Origin of the sequence: Thalassospira sp. ER-Se-21-Dark (genome assembly GCF_017922435.1) — a bacterium.
Taxonomy (GTDB): domain Bacteria; phylum Pseudomonadota; class Alphaproteobacteria; order Rhodospirillales; family Thalassospiraceae; genus Thalassospira.
On record NZ_VDEZ01000003.1, the window covers coordinates 510,498 to 532,189 of the forward strand.

The 21,692-nt window shown below is 55.8% G+C and carries 23 protein-coding genes; 12 read left to right on the forward strand and 11 right to left on the reverse strand.

The window, feature by feature from the left end; all coding sequences use genetic code 11:
* The first annotated feature begins 5 nt into the window (after positions 1 to 5).
* The 3 genes from FHI25_RS14995 (at position 6) to leuB (ending at position 2,005) form a co-directional block, all read left to right on the forward strand.
* Positions 6 to 194 (forward strand): hypothetical protein, encoded by a 189-nt coding sequence (locus FHI25_RS14995; protein ID WP_008889810.1) that lies wholly within the window; start codon positions 6 to 8, stop codon positions 192 to 194.
* A gap of 4 nt (positions 195 to 198) precedes the next feature.
* Entirely contained in the window at positions 199 to 810 is a 612-nt protein-coding gene (leuD, locus tag FHI25_RS15000; RefSeq protein ID WP_008889809.1) for a 3-isopropylmalate dehydratase small subunit, read from the forward strand.
* 91 nt (positions 811 to 901) lie between these two features.
* Entirely contained in the window at positions 902 to 2,005 is a 1,104-nt protein-coding gene (gene leuB / locus FHI25_RS15005; protein WP_210519046.1) for a 3-isopropylmalate dehydrogenase, read from the forward strand.
* 56 nt (positions 2,006 to 2,061) lie between these two features.
* On the opposite strand, the gene sigJ is transcribed toward leuB, so the two are convergent.
* The 4 genes from sigJ to FHI25_RS15025 form a co-directional block, all read right to left on the reverse strand.
* The gene (gene sigJ / locus FHI25_RS15010) at positions 2,062 to 3,075 is read right to left on the reverse strand and encodes an RNA polymerase sigma factor SigJ (protein WP_282597592.1); all 1,014 of its coding nucleotides are present in this window, start codon (positions 3,073 to 3,075) and stop codon (positions 2,062 to 2,064) included.
* A complete protein-coding gene (locus FHI25_RS15015; protein ID WP_210519048.1) occupies positions 3,068 to 3,502 on the reverse strand; it encodes a carboxymuconolactone decarboxylase family protein in 435 nt (144 codons plus the stop codon). The genes sigJ and FHI25_RS15015 overlap by 8 nt, the downstream gene beginning before the upstream one ends.
* Positions 3,503 to 3,637: 135 nt before the next feature.
* Positions 3,638 to 4,054, reverse strand: a complete 417-nt coding sequence (locus FHI25_RS15020; protein ID WP_210519049.1) for a hypothetical protein — start codon at positions 4,052 to 4,054, stop codon at positions 3,638 to 3,640.
* A 244-nt stretch (positions 4,055 to 4,298) separates the two neighbouring features.
* Positions 4,299 to 5,522 carry a cyclopropane-fatty-acyl-phospholipid synthase family protein gene (locus FHI25_RS15025; protein WP_008889804.1) on the reverse strand — a complete coding sequence of 408 codons (1,224 nt, stop codon included), beginning with the start codon at positions 5,520 to 5,522 and terminating at the stop codon, positions 4,299 to 4,301.
* Positions 5,523 to 5,971: 449 nt separating this feature from the next.
* On the opposite strand from FHI25_RS15025, the gene FHI25_RS15030 reads away from it, so the two are divergent.
* From FHI25_RS15030 to FHI25_RS15060, 7 genes are all read left to right on the forward strand, one after another.
* A complete protein-coding gene (locus FHI25_RS15030; RefSeq protein WP_210519059.1) occupies positions 5,972 to 6,994 on the forward strand; it encodes an aspartate-semialdehyde dehydrogenase in 1,023 nt (340 codons plus the stop codon).
* A 189-nt stretch (positions 6,995 to 7,183) separates the two neighbouring features.
* Complete coding sequence (locus FHI25_RS15035; protein ID WP_210519062.1) at positions 7,184 to 8,134, forward strand: sugar-binding transcriptional regulator; 951 nt, start codon at positions 7,184 to 7,186, stop codon at positions 8,132 to 8,134.
* 198 nt (positions 8,135 to 8,332) lie between these two features.
* Positions 8,333 to 9,643, forward strand: coding sequence for a sugar ABC transporter substrate-binding protein (locus FHI25_RS15040; protein WP_210519064.1), 1,311 nt, complete (start codon positions 8,333 to 8,335; stop codon positions 9,641 to 9,643).
* A gap of 150 nt (positions 9,644 to 9,793) precedes the next feature.
* Entirely contained in the window at positions 9,794 to 10,666 is an 873-nt protein-coding gene (locus FHI25_RS15045) for a sugar ABC transporter permease (protein ID WP_008889800.1), read from the forward strand.
* Positions 10,667 to 10,675: 9 nt separating this feature from the next.
* The gene (locus FHI25_RS15050) at positions 10,676 to 11,506 is read left to right on the forward strand and encodes a carbohydrate ABC transporter permease (protein ID WP_008889799.1); all 831 of its coding nucleotides are present in this window, start codon (positions 10,676 to 10,678) and stop codon (positions 11,504 to 11,506) included.
* A gap of 39 nt (positions 11,507 to 11,545) precedes the next feature.
* Positions 11,546 to 12,553 (forward strand): ABC transporter ATP-binding protein, encoded by a 1,008-nt coding sequence (locus FHI25_RS15055; protein ID WP_210519066.1) that lies wholly within the window; start codon positions 11,546 to 11,548, stop codon positions 12,551 to 12,553.
* Positions 12,554 to 12,631: 78 nt separating this feature from the next.
* The gene (locus tag FHI25_RS15060) at positions 12,632 to 13,402 is read left to right on the forward strand and encodes an SDR family oxidoreductase (protein WP_008889797.1); all 771 of its coding nucleotides are present in this window, start codon (positions 12,632 to 12,634) and stop codon (positions 13,400 to 13,402) included.
* A 105-nt stretch (positions 13,403 to 13,507) separates the two neighbouring features.
* Here FHI25_RS15060 and FHI25_RS15065 read toward each other — a convergent pair whose 3' ends face one another.
* Entirely contained in the window at positions 13,508 to 14,752 is a 1,245-nt protein-coding gene (locus FHI25_RS15065; protein WP_210519069.1) for a crosslink repair DNA glycosylase YcaQ family protein, read from the reverse strand.
* 175 nt (positions 14,753 to 14,927) lie between these two features.
* Between FHI25_RS15065 and FHI25_RS15070 the strand changes: the two genes are divergently transcribed.
* Positions 14,928 to 16,850: an SLC13 family permease gene (locus FHI25_RS15070; RefSeq protein ID WP_210519071.1), complete on the forward strand. Its 1,923-nt coding sequence runs from the start codon at positions 14,928 to 14,930 to the stop codon at positions 16,848 to 16,850.
* An 11-nt stretch (positions 16,851 to 16,861) separates the two neighbouring features.
* Here FHI25_RS15070 and FHI25_RS15075 read toward each other — a convergent pair whose 3' ends face one another.
* The 4 genes from FHI25_RS15075 to FHI25_RS15090 are packed head-to-tail and all read right to left on the reverse strand — an operon-like array spanning position 16,862 to position 19,035.
* Positions 16,862 to 17,413: a hypothetical protein gene (locus tag FHI25_RS15075; protein WP_210519073.1), complete on the reverse strand. Its 552-nt coding sequence runs from the start codon at positions 17,411 to 17,413 to the stop codon at positions 16,862 to 16,864.
* 59 nt (positions 17,414 to 17,472) lie between these two features.
* Positions 17,473 to 18,372 (reverse strand): bifunctional methylenetetrahydrofolate dehydrogenase/methenyltetrahydrofolate cyclohydrolase FolD, encoded by a 900-nt coding sequence (folD, locus tag FHI25_RS15080; protein ID WP_210519076.1) that lies wholly within the window; start codon positions 18,370 to 18,372, stop codon positions 17,473 to 17,475.
* A complete protein-coding gene (locus FHI25_RS15085; protein ID WP_210519078.1) occupies positions 18,369 to 18,701 on the reverse strand; it encodes a DUF167 family protein in 333 nt (110 codons plus the stop codon). Before FHI25_RS15085 ends, folD begins: the two co-directional genes overlap by 4 nt.
* A gap of 37 nt (positions 18,702 to 18,738) precedes the next feature.
* Entirely contained in the window at positions 18,739 to 19,035 is a 297-nt protein-coding gene (locus FHI25_RS15090) for a YggT family protein (RefSeq protein WP_008889791.1), read from the reverse strand.
* 276 nt (positions 19,036 to 19,311) lie between these two features.
* On the opposite strand from FHI25_RS15090, the gene FHI25_RS15095 reads away from it, so the two are divergent.
* Positions 19,312 to 19,896: a DNA-3-methyladenine glycosylase I gene (locus FHI25_RS15095; protein WP_210519080.1), complete on the forward strand. Its 585-nt coding sequence runs from the start codon at positions 19,312 to 19,314 to the stop codon at positions 19,894 to 19,896.
* On the opposite strand, the gene FHI25_RS15100 is transcribed toward FHI25_RS15095, so the two are convergent.
* Both FHI25_RS15100 and FHI25_RS15105 read right to left on the reverse strand, forming a co-directional pair.
* Positions 19,893 to 20,942 (reverse strand): LacI family DNA-binding transcriptional regulator, encoded by a 1,050-nt coding sequence (locus FHI25_RS15100; protein WP_210519082.1) that lies wholly within the window; start codon positions 20,940 to 20,942, stop codon positions 19,893 to 19,895. The genes FHI25_RS15095 and FHI25_RS15100 overlap by 4 nt on opposite strands.
* Positions 20,943 to 21,058: 116 nt before the next feature.
* Positions 21,059 to 21,670, reverse strand: coding sequence for an alpha-ketoglutarate-dependent dioxygenase AlkB (locus FHI25_RS15105; RefSeq protein ID WP_210519084.1), 612 nt, complete (start codon positions 21,668 to 21,670; stop codon positions 21,059 to 21,061).
* Between the last annotated feature and the right edge of the window lie 22 nt (positions 21,671 to 21,692).

Here is a 21,692-nt window from a genome sequence, read left to right on the forward strand (position 1 = left end):
TCCCCATGGCCGATCACACATTGATCAATTTCCGCGAAAGTGCCCCTCGTCTGGGCCGCGCACCGGTGCTTGAGCACCTCCTGCCGCAACTGACCGGCATCAACCTGCCGGACTTCGTGGCCCAGGAACTCGACGCGACCGAAGAATTGATCGAAGCACTCGGTCTGGCCTGGGAAACTGGAAGCAAGGGATAAGATAATGGAAAAATTCACCAAGCTCACCGGTGTTGCAGCACCGCTGCCGATGATCAATGTCGATACCGACATGATCATTCCCAAACAGTTCCTCAAAACCATCAAACGTTCGGGCCTTGGCAAGAACCTGTTTGATGAAATGCGTTACGACGATAACGGCAACGAAATTCCGGATTTCGTTCTGAACAAACCGGCCTATCGCAATGCCAAGATCCTTGTATCGGGTGACAATTTCGGCTGTGGTTCCTCGCGTGAACACGCGCCCTGGTCGCTGCTTGATTTCGGCATTCGCTGCGTGATCGCACCAAGCTTTGCCGACATTTTCTATAACAACTGCTTTAAGAACGGCATCCTTCCGATCCGTCTGCCGCAGGAAGATGTCGACAAGCTGATGGCCGATGCAGAACGCGGTGCCAATGCTACCGTCACCGTTGATCTTGAAAATCAGGAAATCACCGGTCCGGACGGCGGCTGCATCAAGTTTGAAGTCGAAGAATTCCGCAAGCATTGCCTGCTGAATGGCCTCGACGACATTGGCCTGACCCTGCAGAAGGCCGATGCCATCAACGATTTCGAAGCCAAGCGCGCTGCATCGCAGCCCTGGCTGTCGCTGTAATTGCAAAAACGGGCGGCAAACATCGGTTTGCCGCCCGTTTTCTGATCGTTACGGGGTGAGCGGCCCCAAAAAATATGGGAAGGAAGCATTTATGAGCACCACCAAAAAAGTACTGATGCTGCCAGGCGACGGAATTGGCCCGGAAGTCATGCGTCAGGTTCAGCGCGTCATGGACTGGATGGCAAAAAAGCGCAGCGTGAATTTCGAAATCACCGAAGGTCTGATCGGCGGCGCATCCATTGATGCCCATAAAAACCCGCTGACCGACGAAACGCTTGCGGATGCAATGGCAGCCGACGCTGTTTTGCTGGGTGCTGTTGGTGGTCCGAAATGGGACGACATGCCGTTCGACATCAAACCGGAACGTGGCTTGCTCAAGATCCGTAAAGAAATGGGCCTGTTCGCCAACCTGCGTCCGGCACTGGTGTTTGACGCCCTTGTTGGTGCATCGACGCTTAAAGAAGACGTCGTTAAGGGTCTTGATATCATGATCCTGCGTGAACTGACCGGTGGCATCTATTTCGGTCAGCCGCGCGGCATCGAAGAACGCGACGGTGTCCGTCACGGCTTCAACACGCTGGTCTATTCCGAGCCGGAAGTCGAACGCATCGCGCGCGTTGCCTTTGACATGGCAATGAAACGTAACAAGCGCCTGTGCTCTGTCGATAAGGCGAACGTTCTGGAATCCACCGTTCTGTGGCGCGAAGTTGTCGAACGTGTTGCCAAGGACTTCCCGGAAGTCGAACTGAGCCACATGTATGTCGATAACGCCGCCATGCAGCTGGTGCGTAATCCGAAACAGTTTGACGTGATGGTCACCACCAACATGTTTGGCGACATTCTTTCCGATTGTGCCGCCATGCTGACCGGGTCTCTCGGCATGCTGCCGTCTGCATCCCTTGGTGCGGCAGATTCAAACGGTGCGCGCAAGGCGCTTTACGAGCCGGTACACGGCTCCGCCCCAGACATCGCCGGTCAGGACATCGCCAACCCGCTGGCAACCATCCTGTCCTTCGCCATGATGCTGCGTTATTCGTTTGACATGGGCGACGATGCCACCCTGATCGAAGACGCAGTACAAAACGTCCTTAAGGGCGGCCTGCGTACCGGCGACATTATGCAGCCGGGCATGGCCAAGGTCTCGACCACGGTTATGGGTGAGTCGCTGATCAGCGAACTCGACAAGCTCGTCTGATCGTTTAAAGCGATCCCGATATTAAAAAGGCCGGATAGTTATCCGGCCTTTTTGCATTAATGGGTGATCTCGACGGCGTCGGCAAGAATGCCGGAAAACAGCGCCAGCTTGTCCGGGTTTCGATGAACAAACAGATCGACAATCTTCCCGTCGCGTTCGGTCGCGCAGAGTGCGGTGGCCACAACACCGTCCTCGGCCATAAGGATCCAGCATTGATCCTTGATCGTGACACCAAAGATACGCTCACCCGGACTGCGCTTGCCCCAGACACCAAGAAAGAACCGCGACACATGATCGGCGCCAAACAGCGGATTTGCCGTCGCCAGTGCCTTGCCGCCACCATCGGAATGCAAAATCACGTCAGGTGCCAGCAGATCTAGCAACCGGCCAACGTCACTCGTCCCGATGGCCGTGACAAACGCATCCAGCCGATCCCGGTCACACGCCGTTGCATTTGGTTCGGGCGTCGCATCGCGATCACTGTCGCGCTGCATCTTGCGGCGGGCGCGGAACAGGATCTGACGGGTATTGTTCGGCGTGCGTTCGATCAGCGGGGCTATATCGTCATGCATCCAGTCAAAAACTTCATGCAGCACAAGCGCCACACGCTCCACCGGAGCAAGACGTTCAAGCATCAACATATAAGCCTGCCCGAGGCCGTCCTGTTCGATCAGTTGCGTTTCGGCTCTGGGTTGTTCGGGCTGCAACCACGGCTCAGGCAGCCAGTGACCGACATAGTTTTCGCGCTGTCGCCGGGCGGATTTCAAAACATCGAGGCAGATATTGCTGCACACCCGGACAAGCCAGCCGGTGGCGTCATTGATCGTCTCAAGATCCTGATTGCGCCACCGCAACCAGACATCCTGAACCGCATCCTCGGCATCGGCGTGACTGCCCAGCATACGATAAGCCAACGCGGTCAACCGTGCCCTGTGTTGTTCAAAAATCCGATCTGCCACAGATGTCCCACCAAACGCGTGAAGCGATACGGGGAAATCCCGTATCGCTGTGTGTCTCCGATTGTAAGGGGTTTTTACGCCTCCGTCAGGAAGCTTGCGACGATCATGCAAATTCATGCTGCGCGATGCCCAACCGGTTCCACGCATTCATCGTGGCAATGATGCAGGTCAGCTCCGAAATCTCGGCTTCCTCGAAATGATCAAGAAGCACGCGATGGCATTTCGAAATCGTGACTTGGCATTCTGCCCGGGTCAGGCATTCGGCCCATGCCAGTGCCGCACGCTCTGCCTCGTTGAACCCTTCGGCACCCTGCCAAACCGGCAACATCGCAAGCTTGACCGGATCCCCGCCATGTTTGGCAAAGCTGTCGGAATGCATCCGAACACAATAGGCACAGCCATTGATCTGCGACACCCGACATTCAATAAGGTCACGCAGGACCGGCGCAATCAGCGGGTTTTCGCCAAGCTTGGTGGCAAGGTCAAACTGGGCCTGGAACAGTTTCGGACTGACTTCATGAAAGGCAAAGCGGGTCATGGCAATTCTCCTTGGTGACACGAAGGTAAACGGGGGAAAAATTCCCCCTCTGCCCACAAGGACGAAACACGGGCGGCCCGCGTTACACGACCCGCCCGCAAAATTCGAAATTTATGAAATCAGCAATCAGGGATTTCAGACGATACCCGCATCCGCAAGCGCGCGGGCGACATTGTCATGCATCACCCATGTCCAGTCCTCGCCATCGCTTTGCGTTCCCTCGGCAAGGGTGAATATCGCCGCCAGATAATCACTGACATCACTCTTGCACATCGGAAGGTCTGCTGCGGCCGCGATCTTGGCGGCAAGCCGACCATACTTCTTATTCCCGATGCGGCATCCGAAATGCCCGACCGTCTCGGCCAGCTTCAGCCCGGTAATCTTGCGTCCCGTGGCTTTGGCGTGCGCACGCAGCATATCACGTTCGCAGCTCGACATTTCTATTTCGGCCAAGGCCCGGACATAGTCCTCTGGCTGTCCGATATGCGGGGCAAGTGCCGTATCACCGCCTCTGGCGCGGGTCGCGTCATCCCGGCTGATCATTTCAAACATGTCGTTTCCTCCCGACAGAATGACCGGTTTTCCGCTTTTCACATCTGTCGTGCCGGTCCATCACGCGATGTGGCTTGGTTTGCAGGCACGTCTTTGATCTTCTTTGTTATGATTTTGATTTGCAGTCATGCGGTGCATTTCACCGCAACAGGGTCGCACGGCTCTTTATTGAATATGGGAAGCGGCAAGCAGAAAACAAACAGGGCGGGAAACCATCGTTCCCCGCCCTCTATCATTGCGATCCTCAGGCATATTCAAAGCCCGGCTTGGTAAAGACGAACTGGCCGACCCGCATTCCGCCGCCGCCCTCGCCCGCGTCAAAGGCATTGATGCATCCAGCCAGATAAAACTCCCACATGCGTTTGAATTCTTCGTCGTACTTTTCCGGGTCAAGTTCATCGGCGACTTTACGGAACCGATCGCGCCACGCAATAAGCGTCTGGGCATAGTTGCGACCGGCATGGAAGTTTGAGGCCTCTACCGTCAGGTTGGCATGTTCGGCGGCCTCGATCACTTCGTGTACCGCCGGAATGTACCCGCCCGGGAAGATATACTTATCAATCCATGGCGAGGTAAACTCAGCCCGCGGCTTGATGATGGTATGGATCACAGCCCGCCCGCCGGCCTTCAGAAGCTCACTGACCTTTTCGAAATAGGTTTTGAACTGATGACGACCAACATGCTCAAACATGCCGACCGATACAACGCGGTCATACTTCCCGGCGTTGGCATCGGCAAACAAGCGGTAATCCAGCAGGTGGTAATCAAGCCCCGCCTTCATATTGCCGCCCATCTCCGAACGCTTTTCCTGCGCCCAGTTATATTGTTCGGTCGAAAGCGTGATGCCATGCACCTCTGCCCCGGTCTCACGATGGATAAAGCGGCTTAACCCGCCCCAGCCACAACCGATATCGACCACACGCAGGCCCGGCTCATTGATCTTGAGACGCTGGGTGGTCAGGCTCATTTTCCGGTGCTGGGCTTCTTCAAGGGTCTGGGCCCCGTCATCCCAGAATGCACATGAATATTGCATCTCCGGATCAAGGAACCGGGTGTAAAGATCATTGCCGATATCATAGTGATGGCGCACGCGGTGCGACGCGGCCCGGACCGATGTAAACTGCCCGATCTGGAATTTCAGCGCCTGCAGCTTTTCAATAAAACTGCCAAACCCGCTGGTCGAATGCCCGCCTTCGAAATTAAGACGCAGCACCTTGATCAGGTCCTCCATCTCGCAGTTCACAAGGTCGAACCCGCCATGCATGAAGGCTTCGCCAAAGCCCGGGTCCGGGCTCAGTGCCATTTTAAGTGTGTTGGTCCAGTCCGGGACGGTCATACCCGCCCGCGGTTCTGATCCATCTCCCAGCACGATTTCGTGCTTGTCATCCACACGGAATACCAAAGTCCCGCGCGTGACATGTTCCCGAAAGAAATCGAGAACCTTTTTCTGTGTCCAATCCAAACTCATCGGGTACGTCATTGGCCGTCCTTTTTTCAAAAGTCGGAATAGTGATCGCCCCATATGCGGCAACACCGCATATCTGTATTGAACCCGTGATCAGGATCGTTTTGTCTGGCCGTCCGGAGGATCGTCAGGTGGTCACATCGGTGGCGTGGACGCCAACCAGGCAGAAATTCAGAAATCAACCTGGCAAGATGCAAAACGTTTCTGATTTCAGGTTCGCTACATGAACCCCTTTGGTAATTCTGCCAGATTTTTCTGCGATCTCAAGTAGTAATCATGATCACATTGGCAACGACATGCTTGCGCAATCGCCGAGAAACCCTTACATCTCGCCGCAGATTATCAGACATTACCCAAAGGCATGGTCGCTGCGTCATCCGTTGTCGCACGGGGTTTTTCCGTTCCGGCACCATTGTGACCACCATGCCGACAAGACTGAAAGAGGCACCCTGATGGGCTACAAAATCGCCGTTGTCGGCGCGACCGGAAATGTCGGGCGCGAGATGCTTAACACCCTTGCCGAACGCAAATTCCCGGCAGACGAAATCTTTGCGCTGGCATCGTCGAAATCCATCGGGCGCACCGTGGGCTATGGCGAAGATGACGAGATCAGCGTTCTCGATGCCGCAACCTTTGATTTCTCAAAGGCCGATATCGCCCTGTTCTCGGCCGGTGGTGAAACCGCCAAGAAACTGGCCCCCAAGGCTGCCGAAGCAGGCTGCGTTGTCATCGACAATTCCAGCTATTGGCGCATGGAACCGGGTGTTCCGCTGGTCGTGCCCGAGGTCAATGGCGATGCGCTGGCCGGATACGCCAAAAAGAACATCATCGCCAACCCGAACTGCTCGACCATTCAGATGGTTCTGGCCCTTAAGCCGCTTCATGACATCGCAACGATCAAACGCATCGTTGTTGCGACCTATCAGTCGGTGTCGGGTGCCGGTCGTGCCGCCATGGACGAGCTGTTTAACCAGACCAAAGGCATCTATGTGAATGATCCGCCCAAGAAGGAGGAATTCACCAAACAGATCGCCTTTAACGTCATCCCGCATATCGACAATTTCATGGATGATGGCGCGACCCGCGAAGAATGGAAAATGTCGGTCGAGACCCGCAAAATTCTTGCGCCGGAAATCGCAGTCCACGCCACCTGCGTGCGCGTTCCGGTCTTTGTCGGCCACGGCGAAGCGGTCAATATCGAGTTCGAAAAACCGATCACGGTCGACGAAGCCCGCAAGGCGATGAAAAACTTCCCCGGTGTTTCGGTTGTCGATTACCGTCAGGACGAAGGCTATGTCACCCCGCAGGAAGTCCAGGGCGAAGACAATGTCTTTGTTTCGCGCGTGCGCAAGGACCCGACGGTCGCAAACGGCCTGTCGCTGTGGTGTGTTGGCGACAACCTGCGCAAGGGTGCTGCCCTGAACGCGGTTCAGATTGCCGAGAAACTGGTCGCAGAATTCCTGCCAAAGAAATAAGCGATCCCTTGGATCCGCAACAGATTTCAAGCAAAACCCGCCTGTCATGGGCGGGTTTTGTCGTTCCATATCCCGGCAAGATGCTGGTCAGAGGCAAAAAAAGGCGCTAGGGAAAAAGAAGATAAATTTTCAAAATCAAAAAATACCTGTTCGCCTTTTGGCAACGGATCAAAAAGTCCGGGGAATGAGATGGTCAAACGCACCCGCAAGGAAGCGGCCCGCCTCGATGAAGCAGCCCGCGCTGGCTGGCTTTATTACTGTGCTGGCAACACGCAAGATGAAATCGCCCAGAAGCTTGGCGTGTCACGCCCGACCGCACAGCGTCTGGTGTCTGCAGCCGTCAGCGAGGGACTGGTAAAGGTTCGCCTTGATCACCCGATTGCGCGCTGCATGGAACTGGGCAAGGCGATCTGCGAGACCTATGGCATTGCCGGTTGCGATGTGGTGCCAACCGATCCGGCGGCACCCGATGCGATGTTTGGCATGGCGCAGGCGGCGGCAAACTATCTCGAACGTGCGCTGCATTCCACCGAACCCAAAATCATCGCACTCGGTACCGGGCGCGCCATGCGCGCCATGGTCGATGAAATCGGGCGTATTGATGCCTATCATCACAAGATCGTCTCCCTGGTCGGCACCATCGCCCATGACGGGGCGGCGAGTTTCTATGATGCGGTGACGGATCTTGCCGACCGCACCCGTGCGCCGCATTACCCTTTACCGATCCCGGTGATCATCGCCGATCCGCAGACGCGCGAACGCATGCAGCAACAGCCCCCGATGGACAATATCCTCAAACTCGCGCGCGAAGCCGACATCCGCTTTATCGGGGTCGGGCATCTGGGCGATGATGCACCGCTGCATATTGACGGCTTTATCTCGAAAGATGAGCTGGTGTCACTGCGCGAAAGTGGCGGCATCGGTGAAGTGATCAGTTGGTCGTTTGATCAGGACGGCAATATCCTCAATCATCCGGTCAATCACTGTGTCACCAGTGCGCCGGCTGTACAGCCCGCAACCAACACCATTGCGGTCGCCAAGGGCGCGAAAAAAGTCGCCGCGATTCGCGGTGCGATGCGTGGCCAATTGATTTCAACGCTGATTACTGACGAAGCCACTGCGGAAAGTTTGCTGCGCTAGCACGCGGCATTTTTCACCCACACAGCAAATAGTTCTGCGCCCTGCCACCCATGTCGGCAGGGCGTTTCTTTGTGCGCCGCAAAAACGATTTTGTTTGACAAGCAATAGCGAAATTGAGTGAATGCTCATTACCTGAACAAATGATCAATGTGGGCAACCGAAGTTGCTCAGCGGGTAAATAGTCCTTTGGGAGGAAATATGAAACGCGTAATGGGAGTAGCGCTTTGTGCGCTGCTGGCAGGCGGTGTTGCACACGCCAATGCCGAAACGAAACTGACCATCGCTACCGTCAACAACGGTGACATGATCCGCATGCAGAAGCTGACGGATGATTTCACCTCCAAGAATCCTGACATTTCCCTTGAGTGGGTCACGCTTGAGGAAAACACCCTGCGTCAGCGCGTTACCACTGACATCGCCACCAAAGGCGGTCAGTATGACGTCATGACCATTGGTACCTACGAAGTGCCGATCTGGGCTGAAAAAGGCTGGCTCGCACCGCTTGATAATCTTGGTTCCGACTATGACGTCGATGACCTGATGCCTGCCATCCGCTCTGCCGTTTCCAACGATGGCCAGCTTTATGCTGCACCGTTCTACGGCGAAAGCTCGATGATGATGTACCGCACCGACCTGTTCGAAGCTGCCGGTATTGAAATCAACGGCCGCCTGACCTGGGACCAGACCCTTGAAATCGCCAAGAAACTCCACAAGCCTGACGAAGGTGTCTATGGCATTTGCCTGCGTGGCAAGGCCGGTTGGGGTGAAAACATGGCGCTGATCACCACCATGGGCAATGCCTTTGGTGCACGTCTGTTCGACGAGAACTGGAACCCGACCTTCGACAGTGCCGAGTGGAAAAATGCCCTCGACATGTACACCAACGTCCTTGGTAACTACGGCCCTCCCGGTGCGACCTCGAACGGCTTTAACGAAAACCTTTCGCTGTTCAACTCCGGCAAGTGCGGCATGTGGATTGACGCCACCGTTGCGGCATCCTTCGTGACCAACCCCAAAGAATCCAAAGTTGCAGACAAGGTCGGCTTCACCGAAGCACCGTGCGCTGTAACCTGCACCGGCGCCAACTGGCTCTGGGCATGGAACCTTGGCATTCCGATGGGTTCCCAGAAAGTAGAAGCAGCTCAGAAGTTCATCTCCTGGGCGACCTCGAAAGCCTATCTGGAACTGGTTGCCTCCAAAGAAGGTTGGGCAAACGTACCGCCGGGCACCCGTATGTCGCTTTATGAAAACCCGAAATATCTTGAAGCGGCACCGTTCGCAGACGAGACCCTTCTGGCGATCGACAGCGCAGACCCGATCAACTCGACCCTGGAACCGAAGCCGTATGTTGGTGTTCAGTTCGCTGCAATCCCTGAATTCCAGGGTATCGGCACCACGGTCGGTCAGCAGTTCTCCGCAGCCCTTGCAGGTCAGATGAGTGTTGAAGAGGCCCTTTCGGCCGCTCAGTCCAGCACTGATCGCACCATGCGCAAGGCCGGTTACTACTGATACACTACCCAGACCGGACTTCCGCCCTTGATGCGATGTCCGGTCTGAACCTCCTTGACCTGAGAGAAACTTGGGTGGTGGTTGTAAAACACACCACCCTTTTTTTCCCTTAAAGTCACGGATCGAAACGACAATTTCGGGGAGCACATCATGTCGACACGGGCCTCGACCCTTACCGGGCGTATCATGTCCGCACCGTCGATCATCGTCCTGTTCTTGTGGATGGCCGTCCCGCTGGGCATGACGATTTACTTCTCCTTCCTGCGCTACAACCTGTTGTCGCCGGGAATGGAAGAGTGGATCGGTACACTTAACTACGAATTCTTCCTGACAGATCCGGCGTTCTTCGCGTCCCTTACCAATACCCTTTTGCTGGTCGGGTCTGTTCTGGTCATCACGGTGGTGGGTGGCATCCTTCTGGGTCTGATGCTTGATCAGCCGATCTTCGGGCGCGGTGTCTTGCGCCTGCTGGTGATTGCACCGTTCTTCATCATGCCAACCGTGAATGCGCTGGTCTGGAAGAACCTTTTGATGGATCCGGTGTCAGGCATGTTTGCCTGGATCGCCAGCCTGTTCGGGCTGCCTGCGATTGACTGGTTTACCAATGCACCACTGACCTCGATCATCATCATGGTGTCCTGGCAATGGTTGCCCTTTGCCGTTTTGATCCTGTTGACTGCCCTGCAATCGCTTGACCGCGATCAAAAAGAAGCCGCCCAGATGGACGGTGCCGGTCCGGTCGCGATCTTCTTTTATATCACCCTGCCGCACCTTAGCCGTGCGATCACGGTGGTCGTTCTGATCGAAACCATCTTCCTGCTTACCGTCTTTGCCGAGATCTTTGTCACCACCGGTGGTGGCCCGGGCCTGGCAACGACCAACATCGCCTTCCTTGTCTATACGCAGGCGCTGTTGCAGTTCGATGTTGGTGGCGCATCTGCCGGCGGCATTGTCGCGGTCATTCTGGCCAATATCGTGGCGATCTTCCTGATCCGCCTCATCGGCAAGAACCTGGACAAATAGGGGCACAACATGGAAAGCAAACAAACACCCCTTGGCTATGTCAGCTTCTCGGTCTTCGCGTGGATCGTGGGTCTTCTGATCTTCTTCCCGATCTTCTGGATGGTGCTGACCAGTTTCAAGACCGAACTCGAAGCGGTGTCCATCCCGCCAAGCTTCATCTCGTTCGACTGGACACTGGAAAACTATGCCGAGGTCCAGCAACGCTCGAACTATTTCAAGTTCGCCATGAACTCGGTGATCCTCGCGGTCGGCTCCACCCTGGTCGGTCTGGTCTTTGCCGTGACCTGCGCATGGGCAATGGCCTTTAACCCGACCAAGCGGACAAAGGACGCCCTTCTGTGGATGCTGTCGACCAAGATGATGCCGCCGGTCGGCGTTCTGGTCCCGATCTATCTGGTGTTCCGCGATTGGGGACTGCTTGATACCCGCTTTGGTCTGATCATGGTTCTGTTTTTGATGAACCTGCCGATCATGGTCTGGATGCTCTACACCTATTTCAAGGAAATCCCGACCGACATCCTCGAAGCGGCCCGCATGGATGGCGCAACCCTGCCCAAGGAAATCATCTTTGTGCTGTTGCCAATGGCGGTTCCCGGCATCGCATCGACCATGCTGCTCAACATCATTCTGGCATGGAACGAAGCCTTCTGGACGCTCAACCTGACAACGTCCGATGCAGCCCCGCTGACAGCCTTCATCGCCTCCTATTCGAGCCCCGAGGGCCTGTTCTGGGCGAAGCTTTCAGCCGCATCGACGCTCGCGGTTGCCCCAATTCTCGTGATTGGCTGGTTCTCTCAGAAACAGCTGGTTCGTGGTCTGACATTCGGCGCGGTCAAGTAACCGCAGCCTGATAGCAATCTGGAAAGAAGGAACACCAAAATGGGTGCTATCCGACTGGAAAAAGTCAAGAAAACCTTCGGCACACTCGATGTTATTCCCGGTGTCGATCTTGATATCAATGACGGTGAATTCGTGGTTTTCGTCGGTCCGTCGGGCTGTGGCAAATCAACGCTTCTGCGACTGATTGCTGGCCTTGAAGACGTCACCGATGGCAAAATCCTGATCAACGGAACCGATGTCGCCAACGAGGCCCCGGCCAAACGCGGCCTGTCCATGGTCTTTCAGTCCTATGCGCTTTACCCGCATATGACCGTCTATAACAACATTGCCTTTGGCCTGAAAATGGCCGGTGAAAGCAAGGAAGTTATCGAAGAGAAAGTGCAAAGCGCGGCCAAGATCCTGAACCTGACCGACTATCTTGAACGTCGCCCGGGCGCACTTTCGGGTGGTCAACGTCAACGTGTTGCCATTGGCCGTGCGATTGTCCGTAACCCGGCAGCCTTCCTGTTTGACGAACCGCTGTCCAACCTTGATGCGGCGCTGCGTGTGAACATGCGGCTTGAAATCACCGGTCTGCATCAGGAACTGAAAACCACCATGATCTACGTGACCCACGATCAGGTCGAAGCCATGACCATGGCCGACAAGATCGTGGTCCTTCAGGCGGGCCGTGTTGAACAGGTCGGCAAGCCGATGGAACTTTACAACAACCCGACAAACAAGTTTGTCGCGGGCTTTATCGGGTCACCGAAAATGAACTTCCTGGGCGGGGAGCTTGCCAAAAAATACGATTGCCACGAAATCGGCATTCGCCCGGAACACTTCGCGGTCAGCACCGAAAAGGGTGAAATCCCGGCAACCGTCAAGATCGCCGAACACCTTGGTGCCGAAACATATCTTCATGTCGAAGCCGACAGTCTCGGTCCGATGACGGTCCGTGCCACCGGGGAAATCCCGCTTGGCGAACATGACAAGATTTTCCTGACCCCGGAACAGGATCGCATCCATCGCTTTGATGCCCAAGGGCTGGCGCTGGCCAAATCCTGATACGTGCAAAAACCGGATCGCGATGTCCCACAAACATTGCGATCCCGTCTTACCAACCAAGCCACTTGTGAGTCCAAAATGTATCTGAAAAAGTTCGATCTTACGGGCCGTCGGGCCTATGTCACTGGCGGCGGTCGTGCCATCGGCCTGTCCTGCTGCGAAGCTCTGGCAGAGGCCGGCGCCCATGTCATCATCGGCGACATCAGCGAAGGTGTTGCCGAAGAAGGCCGCGATTACCTGAAATCCAAAGGTTATTCGGCTGATATCGACATCATGGATGTCACCAACACCGATCAGGTCCGTGCAAGTGCCGAAAAAATGGCCAAGCAGGGCGGCGTTGATATTCTGGTCAACAATGCCGGTATCGCGCGTTCGGAAACCCCGGCAGAAACCGTCACCGATGAACATTGGCTCAATGTCATTGACGTCAACCTGAACGGCACCTTCTGGTGCTGCCGTGAATTCGGCAAGCAGATGCTTGAAAAGAAAAACGGCGTCATCGTCAATGTCGGTTCCATGTCTGGCTTCATCGTCAACAAGCCGCAGGAACAGGCCTATTACAATGCCTCCAAGGCAGCGGTCCACCACCTGACCAAGTCGCTGGCGGCCGAATGGGGCAACCGTGGCGTGCGCGTCAATGCGGTCGCACCGACCTATATCGCAACCCCGCTCAATGAATTCGTAAAATCCAAGCCGGAAATGTATGACGCATGGATCAACGGCACCCCGATGGCCCGTCTTGGCCTGACCGAGGAAATCGGATCGGTTGTCCTGTTCCTTGCCTCTGATGCTTCCAGCCTGATGACCGGGTCCATCGTTCTGGCAGATGGGGGTTACACCTGCTGGTAAGGCCAGGTGCAACAATTTGACCACACATTGTCCTGAAGCTTTTGTGGTCAGCCAGTTCGACGGATAGACGGGGCGCGGATGTGGGACCTGCGCCCCGTTTACCTTTTACCCAAACTGGCAGGGTACTGACCCTAGATACTTCGAAAAGTCATTGGCGGGCATCACCTCGACCCCGTTCAGTCCCAGAAAGACGGCCAAGCGTTGCAGATTTTCCATCAATGGTCCGGCAACATCGGCGGCCCTCACATGGTCTTCAAGATGCGCACTCTGCACTCTGAGCACCCCGGCCTGCCGATCTGATTTCAAATCCACCCGCGCAACAAATTCGCCATTTAACATGAATGGCAAAACGTAATAGCCGTATTGGCGTTTCTCGGCCGGCACATAAATCTCGATCCGGTAGTTAAAGCCAAATATCCGCTCCACCCGATCACGTTCCCACATCACCGGATCAAACGGCACCATCAGGCATGTCGGCTTGGCACGTGACCGCGGATTGACAGTCGGGCACAGATAACCCGGCTGTTTCCAGCCTTCGACGTCGGCCTGCAGTAACCGGCCCTCCTCGACCAGTCGCGCCAGACAGGCTTTGGTTTCATCTGTTGGCAGACGGAAATATTTGCGCAAATCAATCTCGGCGGCCACCCCCATGGCGGCAATCCCCTTGCAGATCAGGTCGCACATCGCATCCTGCCGATCCCGGTCGGGTTCGTGTGCTGCGTCGCCAATGATCCGATGCGGCAAATCATATTCGCGCTCGAAACTGCTGCGCCGTTTGCGCGCCATCACCTGCCCGCTCCAGAACAGATATTCCATCGCGGTTTTGGTGTTCGACCAGCCCCACCACTTCTCGCTGCTACGCCCCTCGGTCTCAAGGGAACTGGCCGCAACCGCGCCCTCTTGGTCAATATGGCGCAGGATGTTGTCAATCAGGTCAGGCTGTTCGCGCTGAACCCGCGCGATCCGTCCCCACGTGCCCATGCCCCGCTCGGCATCACGCATCCGCCAACGATAAAGCGGATAATCCTCAACCGGGATCATCGATGCTTCGTGGCCCCAATATTCAAACAGCTTGCGCTGGCGCCCCGTCCCCCAGACCATTTCATCAAGCATCTTCGGGTCATAAATGCCCAACCGCGAAAAGATCGGCATGTAATGCGCCCGTGTCAGAACATTGACACTGTCGACCTGCAACATATTGGTCGCCCGGATGGTTTTAAGGATCTGGCGCTTGGTCACATCCCGGTCGGGATTGGCGGCAAAGCCCTGCCCGACAAGTGCCAGGTTACGCGCCTGTTTGGCAGATATCGAAACGGTCGGGGACGGGGTGGCAGCACTGTCAATCGGCATCAGGACACACTTGGAAAATCGAATAAAAACAGGTGCATGCTAACACACGCTCCTGACAATTCTGGCAGGATGATTTTGCAGTTACCACTGCTGGCGAACTTGACCGCAAACCGCCACCCTCATAGGCTTCATTCCTGATCGCGACAAAAGCGCCCCAACAAACAGGACAGCCCGAATGACCACCCCGCAAATCATGATTCTGGCCGTGCTGCTTGGCACCGTCGTGCTGTTTCTGTGGGGCCGCTGGCGCCACGACATGGTGGCGATGGCATCCCTTCTGGTCTGTGTGGTTCTGGGGTTGGTTCCGACCGACGGGGCCTTTGTCGGCTTTGGTCACCCCGCCGTCATAACGGTCGCCTGCATCCTGATCCTGTCATCAGCCCTGCAAAGGTCAGGGGCGGTTGATACCCTGTCGCGTACCGTCCTGCCGCAAACGGCCGGGCCGTTTGTCACCATGGCCGCACTCAGTCTTCTGGCCGCCATCCTCTCAGCCTTCATGAACAATGTCGGGGCACTGGCCCTTTTGATGCCGATTGGCATTCAGATTGCCAACAAACAAAACCTGCCACCGGGAAAAATCCTGATGCCACTTGCGTTCGGATCGATCCTTGGCGGCATGACGACACTTATCGGTACGCCCCCAAACCTGATCGTTTCGGGCTTTCGGGCCAAGGTAAACGGGGCAGGCTTTTCGATGTTTGATTATAGCCCGGTCGGCGTTGCCATCGCCCTTGCCGGACTGCTGTTCGTCATTCTGCTGGGCCGCTTTCTGGTGCCAACCCGCCAACGCGCCGGGGCAGAAGGGTTCGAGACCGGATCCTATTTGACCGAGGCCCGCATTACCGAGGGCAGCAAGGCCATCGGCATGTTCATGCGTGAAATCAATGACGAGCTTGAAAAGTCGGACGCGCAGGTGATTGGCCTGATCCGCAACGAACGCCGCATTCCGGCACCAAGCCCCTATCGCGAACTGCAACAAGACGACATCCTGCTGATCGAAGCCGAACCCGAAGGACTGGCAAGTGCCCTTTCCGGCCTTGAACTGACCCTGGAAGCCGAACTGCGTAGCGAAGAAGCCAACGCCGAACAAAAGGAAGAAGCCAAGGAACAGGTCCGCGCCCAAAAGGCGCAAAAAGCAGCCGAAAAATCCGGTGACGCACCAAAGGCTGACGCCGAACAGGATGACGCCTCCAAATCGGAGAAAAAGGACTCTGATGCAAAGAAAAGGGCCCTTCAGTCCGACGATATCTCCCTGATCGAAGTCGTGGTCCTGCCGAACGCCTCCTTCATCGGGCGATCTGCGGCCGATATCCGCATTCGCAGTCGCTATGGCATCAACTTGCTGGCCCTGTCCCGCCAGGGACAACGTTCGATGTCACGCTTGCGCACCATGAAAATGCAGGCCGGGGACGTGCTTTTGATGCAAGGCACGCCTGCTGCCATTCACGAATTCGGTAATCGTCTGGGCTGCGCGCCGCTCGCCGAACGGTCGCTCAACCTTGGCGACAAGACACAGGCCTTCAAGGCAACCGCCATCATGGCCGTTGCCATTGCGCTTGCGGCCTTTGGCATCCTGCCTGCCGCCATTTCGTTTGCCCTTGGCGTGCTTGCCACTTTGCTGGTGGGTGTGGTCTCGCCGCGCACCCTTTATGATGCGGTCGACTGGCCGGTGGTGGTGTTGCTGGCCGCCCTGATCCCGGTCGCCAATGCCATGGAAAGTACCGGCAGTGCCGATCTGATTGCGCGCTTCCTGCTCGATACGGTCGCACAAGGAAGCGCGCCAGTTGCCCTTGCCCTGATCCTTGTTGTCACCATGACGCTCTCGGACTTCATGAACAATGCCGCAACCGCCGCTGTCATGTGCCCGATTGCAATTGGCAGCGCCGCCCAACTCGATGCCAGCTCCGACCCGTTCCTGATGGCGGTTGCAATTGGCGCCTCCTGCGCCTTCCTGACCCCGATCGGCCATCAGAACAACACGCTTATCCTCGGCCCCGGCGGCTTCCGCTTTAGCGACTACTGGCGCCTCGGCCTGCCGATTGAGATCATCGTCGTCGCGGTTGGCGTGCCGATGCTTTTATGGGTTTGGCCTCTATAGTTAGGTGCTAGCTAATTATCAACCGCCACTTCTGGATCATCAAATGCACGTTGGCGCATGTAAAGCTCCGGTGTCATGATATGCAGGAAGTCTGCCGCACTGCCTTCAACCAAGTTCACAATAGCACCACTTTCCTTCATCCGGATGACCGCACGCCGAAAACCATTGGCGTTTACGTTGTCTCGGAGAAACTCCATCTCATCGAAATTGGCGACGCCTTCCAAAACATCCATACCTTCGTCTTCACCAACGAAGATTTGGCAATAACTGCCGTCCTGTGATGTCATCAGGCGACCTCCTGAGGGGATTCCATAATACCTTGTTTGAAGGATGACAGGACCGCGGATCACATGTTCTCTTAGCGGCGGGTCTTGAAGCAACTTGTACTTCCACAGCACGGTGCTAACAGCCTTTTCCATTTCTTTGCCATCGCCAATGGCATCAAGGCATACGTGCTGGAAAATCTGATGAACGCTTTTACTTCTGCGGGAATCGTAAATGGTCAGCCCGACCAAAATGATCCCAAAAACAATCCAGATTACAATTGTTCGAGACTGCTTCATCTAACCCCCGAAATAAGAAAGGCGGCCTAAAGCCGCCTTTTAATAGATATCTTCGAGTATTAGCTGTCAAACCCAAGGTTCGGCACATCAAGGCCATTGGCGCGGCAGGCCGAAATCAGCGTGTTGTTGAGCAGGCAGGCAATGGTCATCGGACCGACACCGCCCGGAACCGGGGTGATGGCACCGGCAACCTTGGATGCGGTTTCAAACTCGACATCACCGACCAGCTTCATTTTGCCTTCAGCACCTTCAACGCGGTTGATGCCAACATCAATCACGGTGGCACCCGGGGCGATCCAGTCACCCTTGATCATGTTCGGGCGGCCAACGGCGGCAACCACGATATCGGCACGACGGACTTCCTCAGGCAGGTCGCGGGTACGCGAATGGGCGATGGTGACCGTGCAGCTTTCTTTCAGCAGAAGCTGCGCCATCGGCTTGCCAACGATGTTCGAACGGCCAACCACGACCGCACGTTTGCCCGACAGATCCCCAAGGGTGTCTTTGAGCAACATCAGGCAGCCATACGGCGTGCAGGGTGCGAAACCTTCGCCGCCCGTTGCCAGTGCGCCGGCATTCACAACGTGGAAACCGTCAACATCCTTGGCCGGGTCGATGGCGGCCAGAATGGCCTGCTCGTTAATGTGCTTGGGCACCGGAAGCTGACACAGGATGCCATGGACATTTTCATCGGCATTCAGCTTGGCGATCAGGGCCAGCAGGTCTTCTTCGCTGGTTTCGGCCGGGAGCTTGTGCTCATAGGAATTCATGCCGCATTCAAGGGTTTGTTTGCCCTTGTTGCGGACATAGACCTGACTGGCCGGATCTTCGCCGACCAGAATGACGGCCAGACCCGGTGTTACGCCATGTTCGGTTTTAAGCTTTGATACTTCGGCTGTGATGTCGGTGCGCAGTTTGGCTGCGAATGCCTTGCCGTCGATGATTTTCGCGTCACTCATATGTCTGTCCGCCCCGTGAGTTGGGATATTTTCGCCATCAGCTCTTCGGGATTTCCGTCGATCAGCAGCGTTTTGGTGCGATCGGTTTGCCCGGAAACAATCCTGACCGACGATTTAGGACATTTGGCCGCTTTTGCCAAAAGTTTTATCAGCGCCTGATTGGCCTTGCCGTTTTCCGGCACCGCCGTCACCGACACCTTTAGCTGCTCCTGCCCGTTGGCATCGACCACGACATCACCAATCGCATTGCGCGATGCCTTTGGCGTCAGCCTGACAAACAGTCGAACCCCTGATGGCTCGGACCGTAACACGGGCGCGTGATCAGACATTGTCTAAATGAGACATTTTACTAGGCGAAATGAGACATCAATAGCCGACAAGCGCCATCCGGACATCGGTCTGGATCAGCATGTTGGCGAACTGCAAAATCAGGATCAGGATGATCGGCGAAATATCGATGCCGCCAAGATCGGGCATGATCCGCCGGATCGGGCGCAATACCGGTTCGGTAACCCGATACAGGAAATCACCAACCAAATAAACAAACCGGTTGCTGGTATTGATCACGTTGAACGCCACAAGCCATGACAGGATTGCAGATGCAATCAGCATGAAAATGTAGATACCTACCACAGTGTCAATAAGCCAAAAAATCGCCAGCATCGCCGCTCCTTACAATCGCCGGGCGCACAGATACATTGGGCCCGGAAAGATGTTTGCACGCAGCAAAACCTAGTCGGCAATGGCCGCTAACGCAAGCACACAGCGTTGATTTTGCCGCAAATGAGGGGAAGTTTTCATCGCTTTGTGATCATGCTCACGAACACGCCTGCCAAATGCCCTGCCAGAAACTGTCAGGAGATGTCAGTCCCACCCGGATTACGCCTTGAATACAGACACGCTTCAACGTCAGAATGCCGGGATTGAAGGAGGAAAATCATGTCAAACACAGACAACCCCCGCTGTGGCTGGGCTTTGACCCATGCCGACAAGCCGTTCTATGTCGATTATCACGATACGGAATGGGGTGTGCCGGTGCATGATGACCGACATTTCTTTGAAATGCTGATCCTTGAAGGTGCGCAGGCGGGCCTGAGTTGGCTGACCATTCTGGCCCGGCGCGAGACCTATCGCGCGGCTTATGACAATTTCGATGTAAATAAGGTCGCAGCCTATGATGATGCCAAGAAAGAATCGCTTCTGGCCGATCCCGGGATTATTCGAAATAAATTAAAAGTCGCGGCGTCTATTCAAAATGCGCAAACATTCATCGCTATCCAAAAAGAGTTCGGAAGCTTCGATTCCTATATCTGGGCCTTCGTCGATGGCAAGCCGATCATCAACCATTTTAATAGTATGAGGAATGTCCCGGTCAGCACCGAACTAAGCGACAAGATATCCAAAGACCTGAAAAAACGCGGCATGAAATTCGTCGGCACCACGATCATCTATTCCTTCCTGCAGGCCACCGGCATCGTGATGGACCACACGACGGATTGTTATCGCTATGCCGAGCTCGCCTAGCTCGGGGCCTGACTAGACCCGCGCAGCAACAGGCTGGTTTGAAGGGTGATGGTTTTGCCTGGTTCATCTGATAGCGCCATTTCGGCGGCAAGCCGGCCTTTTTCCACCGAATCCTGATGCATGGTGGTGAGTGGCGGGTCGGTGCGTTCGCCAGCGACAATACCGTCAATGCCAATGACCTTAAGATTGCCCGGCACGTTGCGCCCGATGGCACGCGCGGCATCAATCGCGCCGATGGCAATCACGTCCGACATGGCGAGAATGCCGTTGATTTCGGGATGGTTTGACAGAAGCTCTATCGTCATTTGCGCACTTTGTTCGGACTGGTTGTCGCATTCGATATGGACAACATCACTGGCCGTAATACCGGCGGCCTCAAGCGCCGCGTGATACCCCGCCAGGCGTTCGCGCACCACCCGGTGGCTGGCGGCGCCCAGTCGGTTGGGGCTCATCGGGCCGAAGTGATCGTGCTCGGTTGCCTGAAGCGACAGAATGGCGAATTTCGAGGCGCCGCAATCGAGCAAATGCTGGGCCGCATTTTTCGCTGCTGAAAAGTCATCGAGCACCACAGTCCCGGCCGCGCCAGCAATGTCGGTATCGATGCTGATCAACGGCTGATTACGGCGCTGAATGGCTTTGATGATGTCATTATTATCCGAATAGCAATGCACCAGAAAGGCATCGACCGCGGCATTATTAACCGCCGTAATCGCCTGTTCGGGGTTTTCGGCCGAAATGATCATGACATTCATACCGTGTCGGGCACATTCGCGCCCGATCCCGCGCAGCAGCTCAATCGCCACCGGATCGGTAAAAGCATATTCAAGATTATCGGGGAACACGACACCAAGTGCGCCCGCCTTGCCGGTGCGGAGCATGCGCGCCATGACATGCGGCCCGCGATAGCCCAGTTCGCGTGCGGCCTCAAAGATGCGTTCGCGGACTTCCGGGCGGACCAGATCAGGCTTGCCAAAGGCATTGGAGGCTGTCCCTTGCGAAACCCCGGCCGCCTTGGCGACATCCAGAAGTTTTACGCGTTTTGCCATGCGTGCCTTATCCCCGAAACTGTCGTGTGTGATCGTTACCCAGTTGAATTGCCGACACTATAGCCAGAACCAGCACGATACTACCAGAACGCATTACCACGTCAGGATACGATCGTTTATCGGCTTTCGGGGCGGGTATTGCGGAAGGTCAGGTTGATCCGTGGTCCGACCTGTCGGGCGGTCTTTGGCAATTGATGCAGCCAGCAATGCTGTGTCGCGCCTGACATGATCAGGGCCGAGTTATGCGGCAGATCGATGCTGAGGCGATCACCGGTTTTCTTGTGGCGGAAATGAAACCGGCGTTCCTGCCCGAAGGTCAGGCTGGCAATCACCGGGTTTTCGCCCAGAACTTCCTCGTCATCGGCATGCCAGGAGACGCTATCGCGCCCATCGCGATAGTGGTTGAGCAACACGGTGTTAAAGCGCGCACCTGCCAGTTCTTCGGCCAAGGTGCGTAACGGGGCAACGATAGAGGGAAACGGGCTTGCCGGGTGATACACCCCGCTATAGCGATAGGCGACTTCGCCATACCATGCGGTCAGACGCGGAACCGGGATTTCCTTGCCGTGGAGTTTGGCGATTTCCTGTTGCCAGACGATGGTGGTTTTGAGGCGATCAAAAGTCTTGTCGGCTTCATCAGCATCCATGATGTCACGCAGCAACAGCACTTCGCCATCAAAGGGCAAAAGGTTGCGTGGTGGTTCATTGGCAAACAGATCGCCGGTCATGGTTTTCCCCGGAATGCAGATT

Coding starts and splice junctions, on each gene's coding strand:
- FHI25_RS15035 (WP_210519062.1), top strand. CDS start 7,184: ATGGTCAAACGCACCCGCAAGGAAGCGGCCCGCCTCGATGAAGCAGCC.
- FHI25_RS15075 (WP_210519073.1), bottom strand. CDS start 17,413: ATGAAGCAGTCTCGAACAATTGTAATCTGGATTGTTTTTGGGATCATT.
- FHI25_RS14995 (WP_008889810.1), top strand. CDS start 6: ATGGCCGATCACACATTGATCAATTTCCGCGAAAGTGCCCCTCGTCTG.
- FHI25_RS15100 (WP_210519082.1), bottom strand. CDS start 20,942: ATGGCAAAACGCGTAAAACTTCTGGATGTCGCCAAGGCGGCCGGGGTT.
- leuB (WP_210519046.1), top strand. CDS start 902: ATGAGCACCACCAAAAAAGTACTGATGCTGCCAGGCGACGGAATTGGC.
- FHI25_RS15095 (WP_210519080.1), top strand. CDS start 19,312: ATGTCAAACACAGACAACCCCCGCTGTGGCTGGGCTTTGACCCATGCC.
- FHI25_RS15025 (WP_008889804.1), bottom strand. CDS start 5,522: ATGAGTTTGGATTGGACACAGAAAAAGGTTCTCGATTTCTTTCGGGAA.
- leuD (WP_008889809.1), top strand. CDS start 199: ATGGAAAAATTCACCAAGCTCACCGGTGTTGCAGCACCGCTGCCGATG.
- FHI25_RS15070 (WP_210519071.1), top strand. CDS start 14,928: ATGACCACCCCGCAAATCATGATTCTGGCCGTGCTGCTTGGCACCGTC.
- FHI25_RS15015 (WP_210519048.1), bottom strand. CDS start 3,502: ATGACCCGCTTTGCCTTTCATGAAGTCAGTCCGAAACTGTTCCAGGCC.
- FHI25_RS15105 (WP_210519084.1), bottom strand. CDS start 21,670: ATGACCGGCGATCTGTTTGCCAATGAACCACCACGCAACCTTTTGCCC.
- FHI25_RS15090 (WP_008889791.1), bottom strand. CDS start 19,035: ATGCTGGCGATTTTTTGGCTTATTGACACTGTGGTAGGTATCTACATT.
- FHI25_RS15065 (WP_210519069.1), bottom strand. CDS start 14,752: ATGCCGATTGACAGTGCTGCCACCCCGTCCCCGACCGTTTCGATATCT.
- FHI25_RS15085 (WP_210519078.1), bottom strand. CDS start 18,701: ATGTCTGATCACGCGCCCGTGTTACGGTCCGAGCCATCAGGGGTTCGA.
- FHI25_RS15020 (WP_210519049.1), bottom strand. CDS start 4,054: ATGTTTGAAATGATCAGCCGGGATGACGCGACCCGCGCCAGAGGCGGT.
- FHI25_RS15045 (WP_008889800.1), top strand. CDS start 9,794: ATGTCGACACGGGCCTCGACCCTTACCGGGCGTATCATGTCCGCACCG.
- FHI25_RS15030 (WP_210519059.1), top strand. CDS start 5,972: ATGGGCTACAAAATCGCCGTTGTCGGCGCGACCGGAAATGTCGGGCGC.
- FHI25_RS15060 (WP_008889797.1), top strand. CDS start 12,632: ATGTATCTGAAAAAGTTCGATCTTACGGGCCGTCGGGCCTATGTCACT.
- FHI25_RS15050 (WP_008889799.1), top strand. CDS start 10,676: ATGGAAAGCAAACAAACACCCCTTGGCTATGTCAGCTTCTCGGTCTTC.
- FHI25_RS15055 (WP_210519066.1), top strand. CDS start 11,546: ATGGGTGCTATCCGACTGGAAAAAGTCAAGAAAACCTTCGGCACACTC.
- folD (WP_210519076.1), bottom strand. CDS start 18,372: ATGAGTGACGCGAAAATCATCGACGGCAAGGCATTCGCAGCCAAACTG.
- FHI25_RS15040 (WP_210519064.1), top strand. CDS start 8,333: ATGAAACGCGTAATGGGAGTAGCGCTTTGTGCGCTGCTGGCAGGCGGT.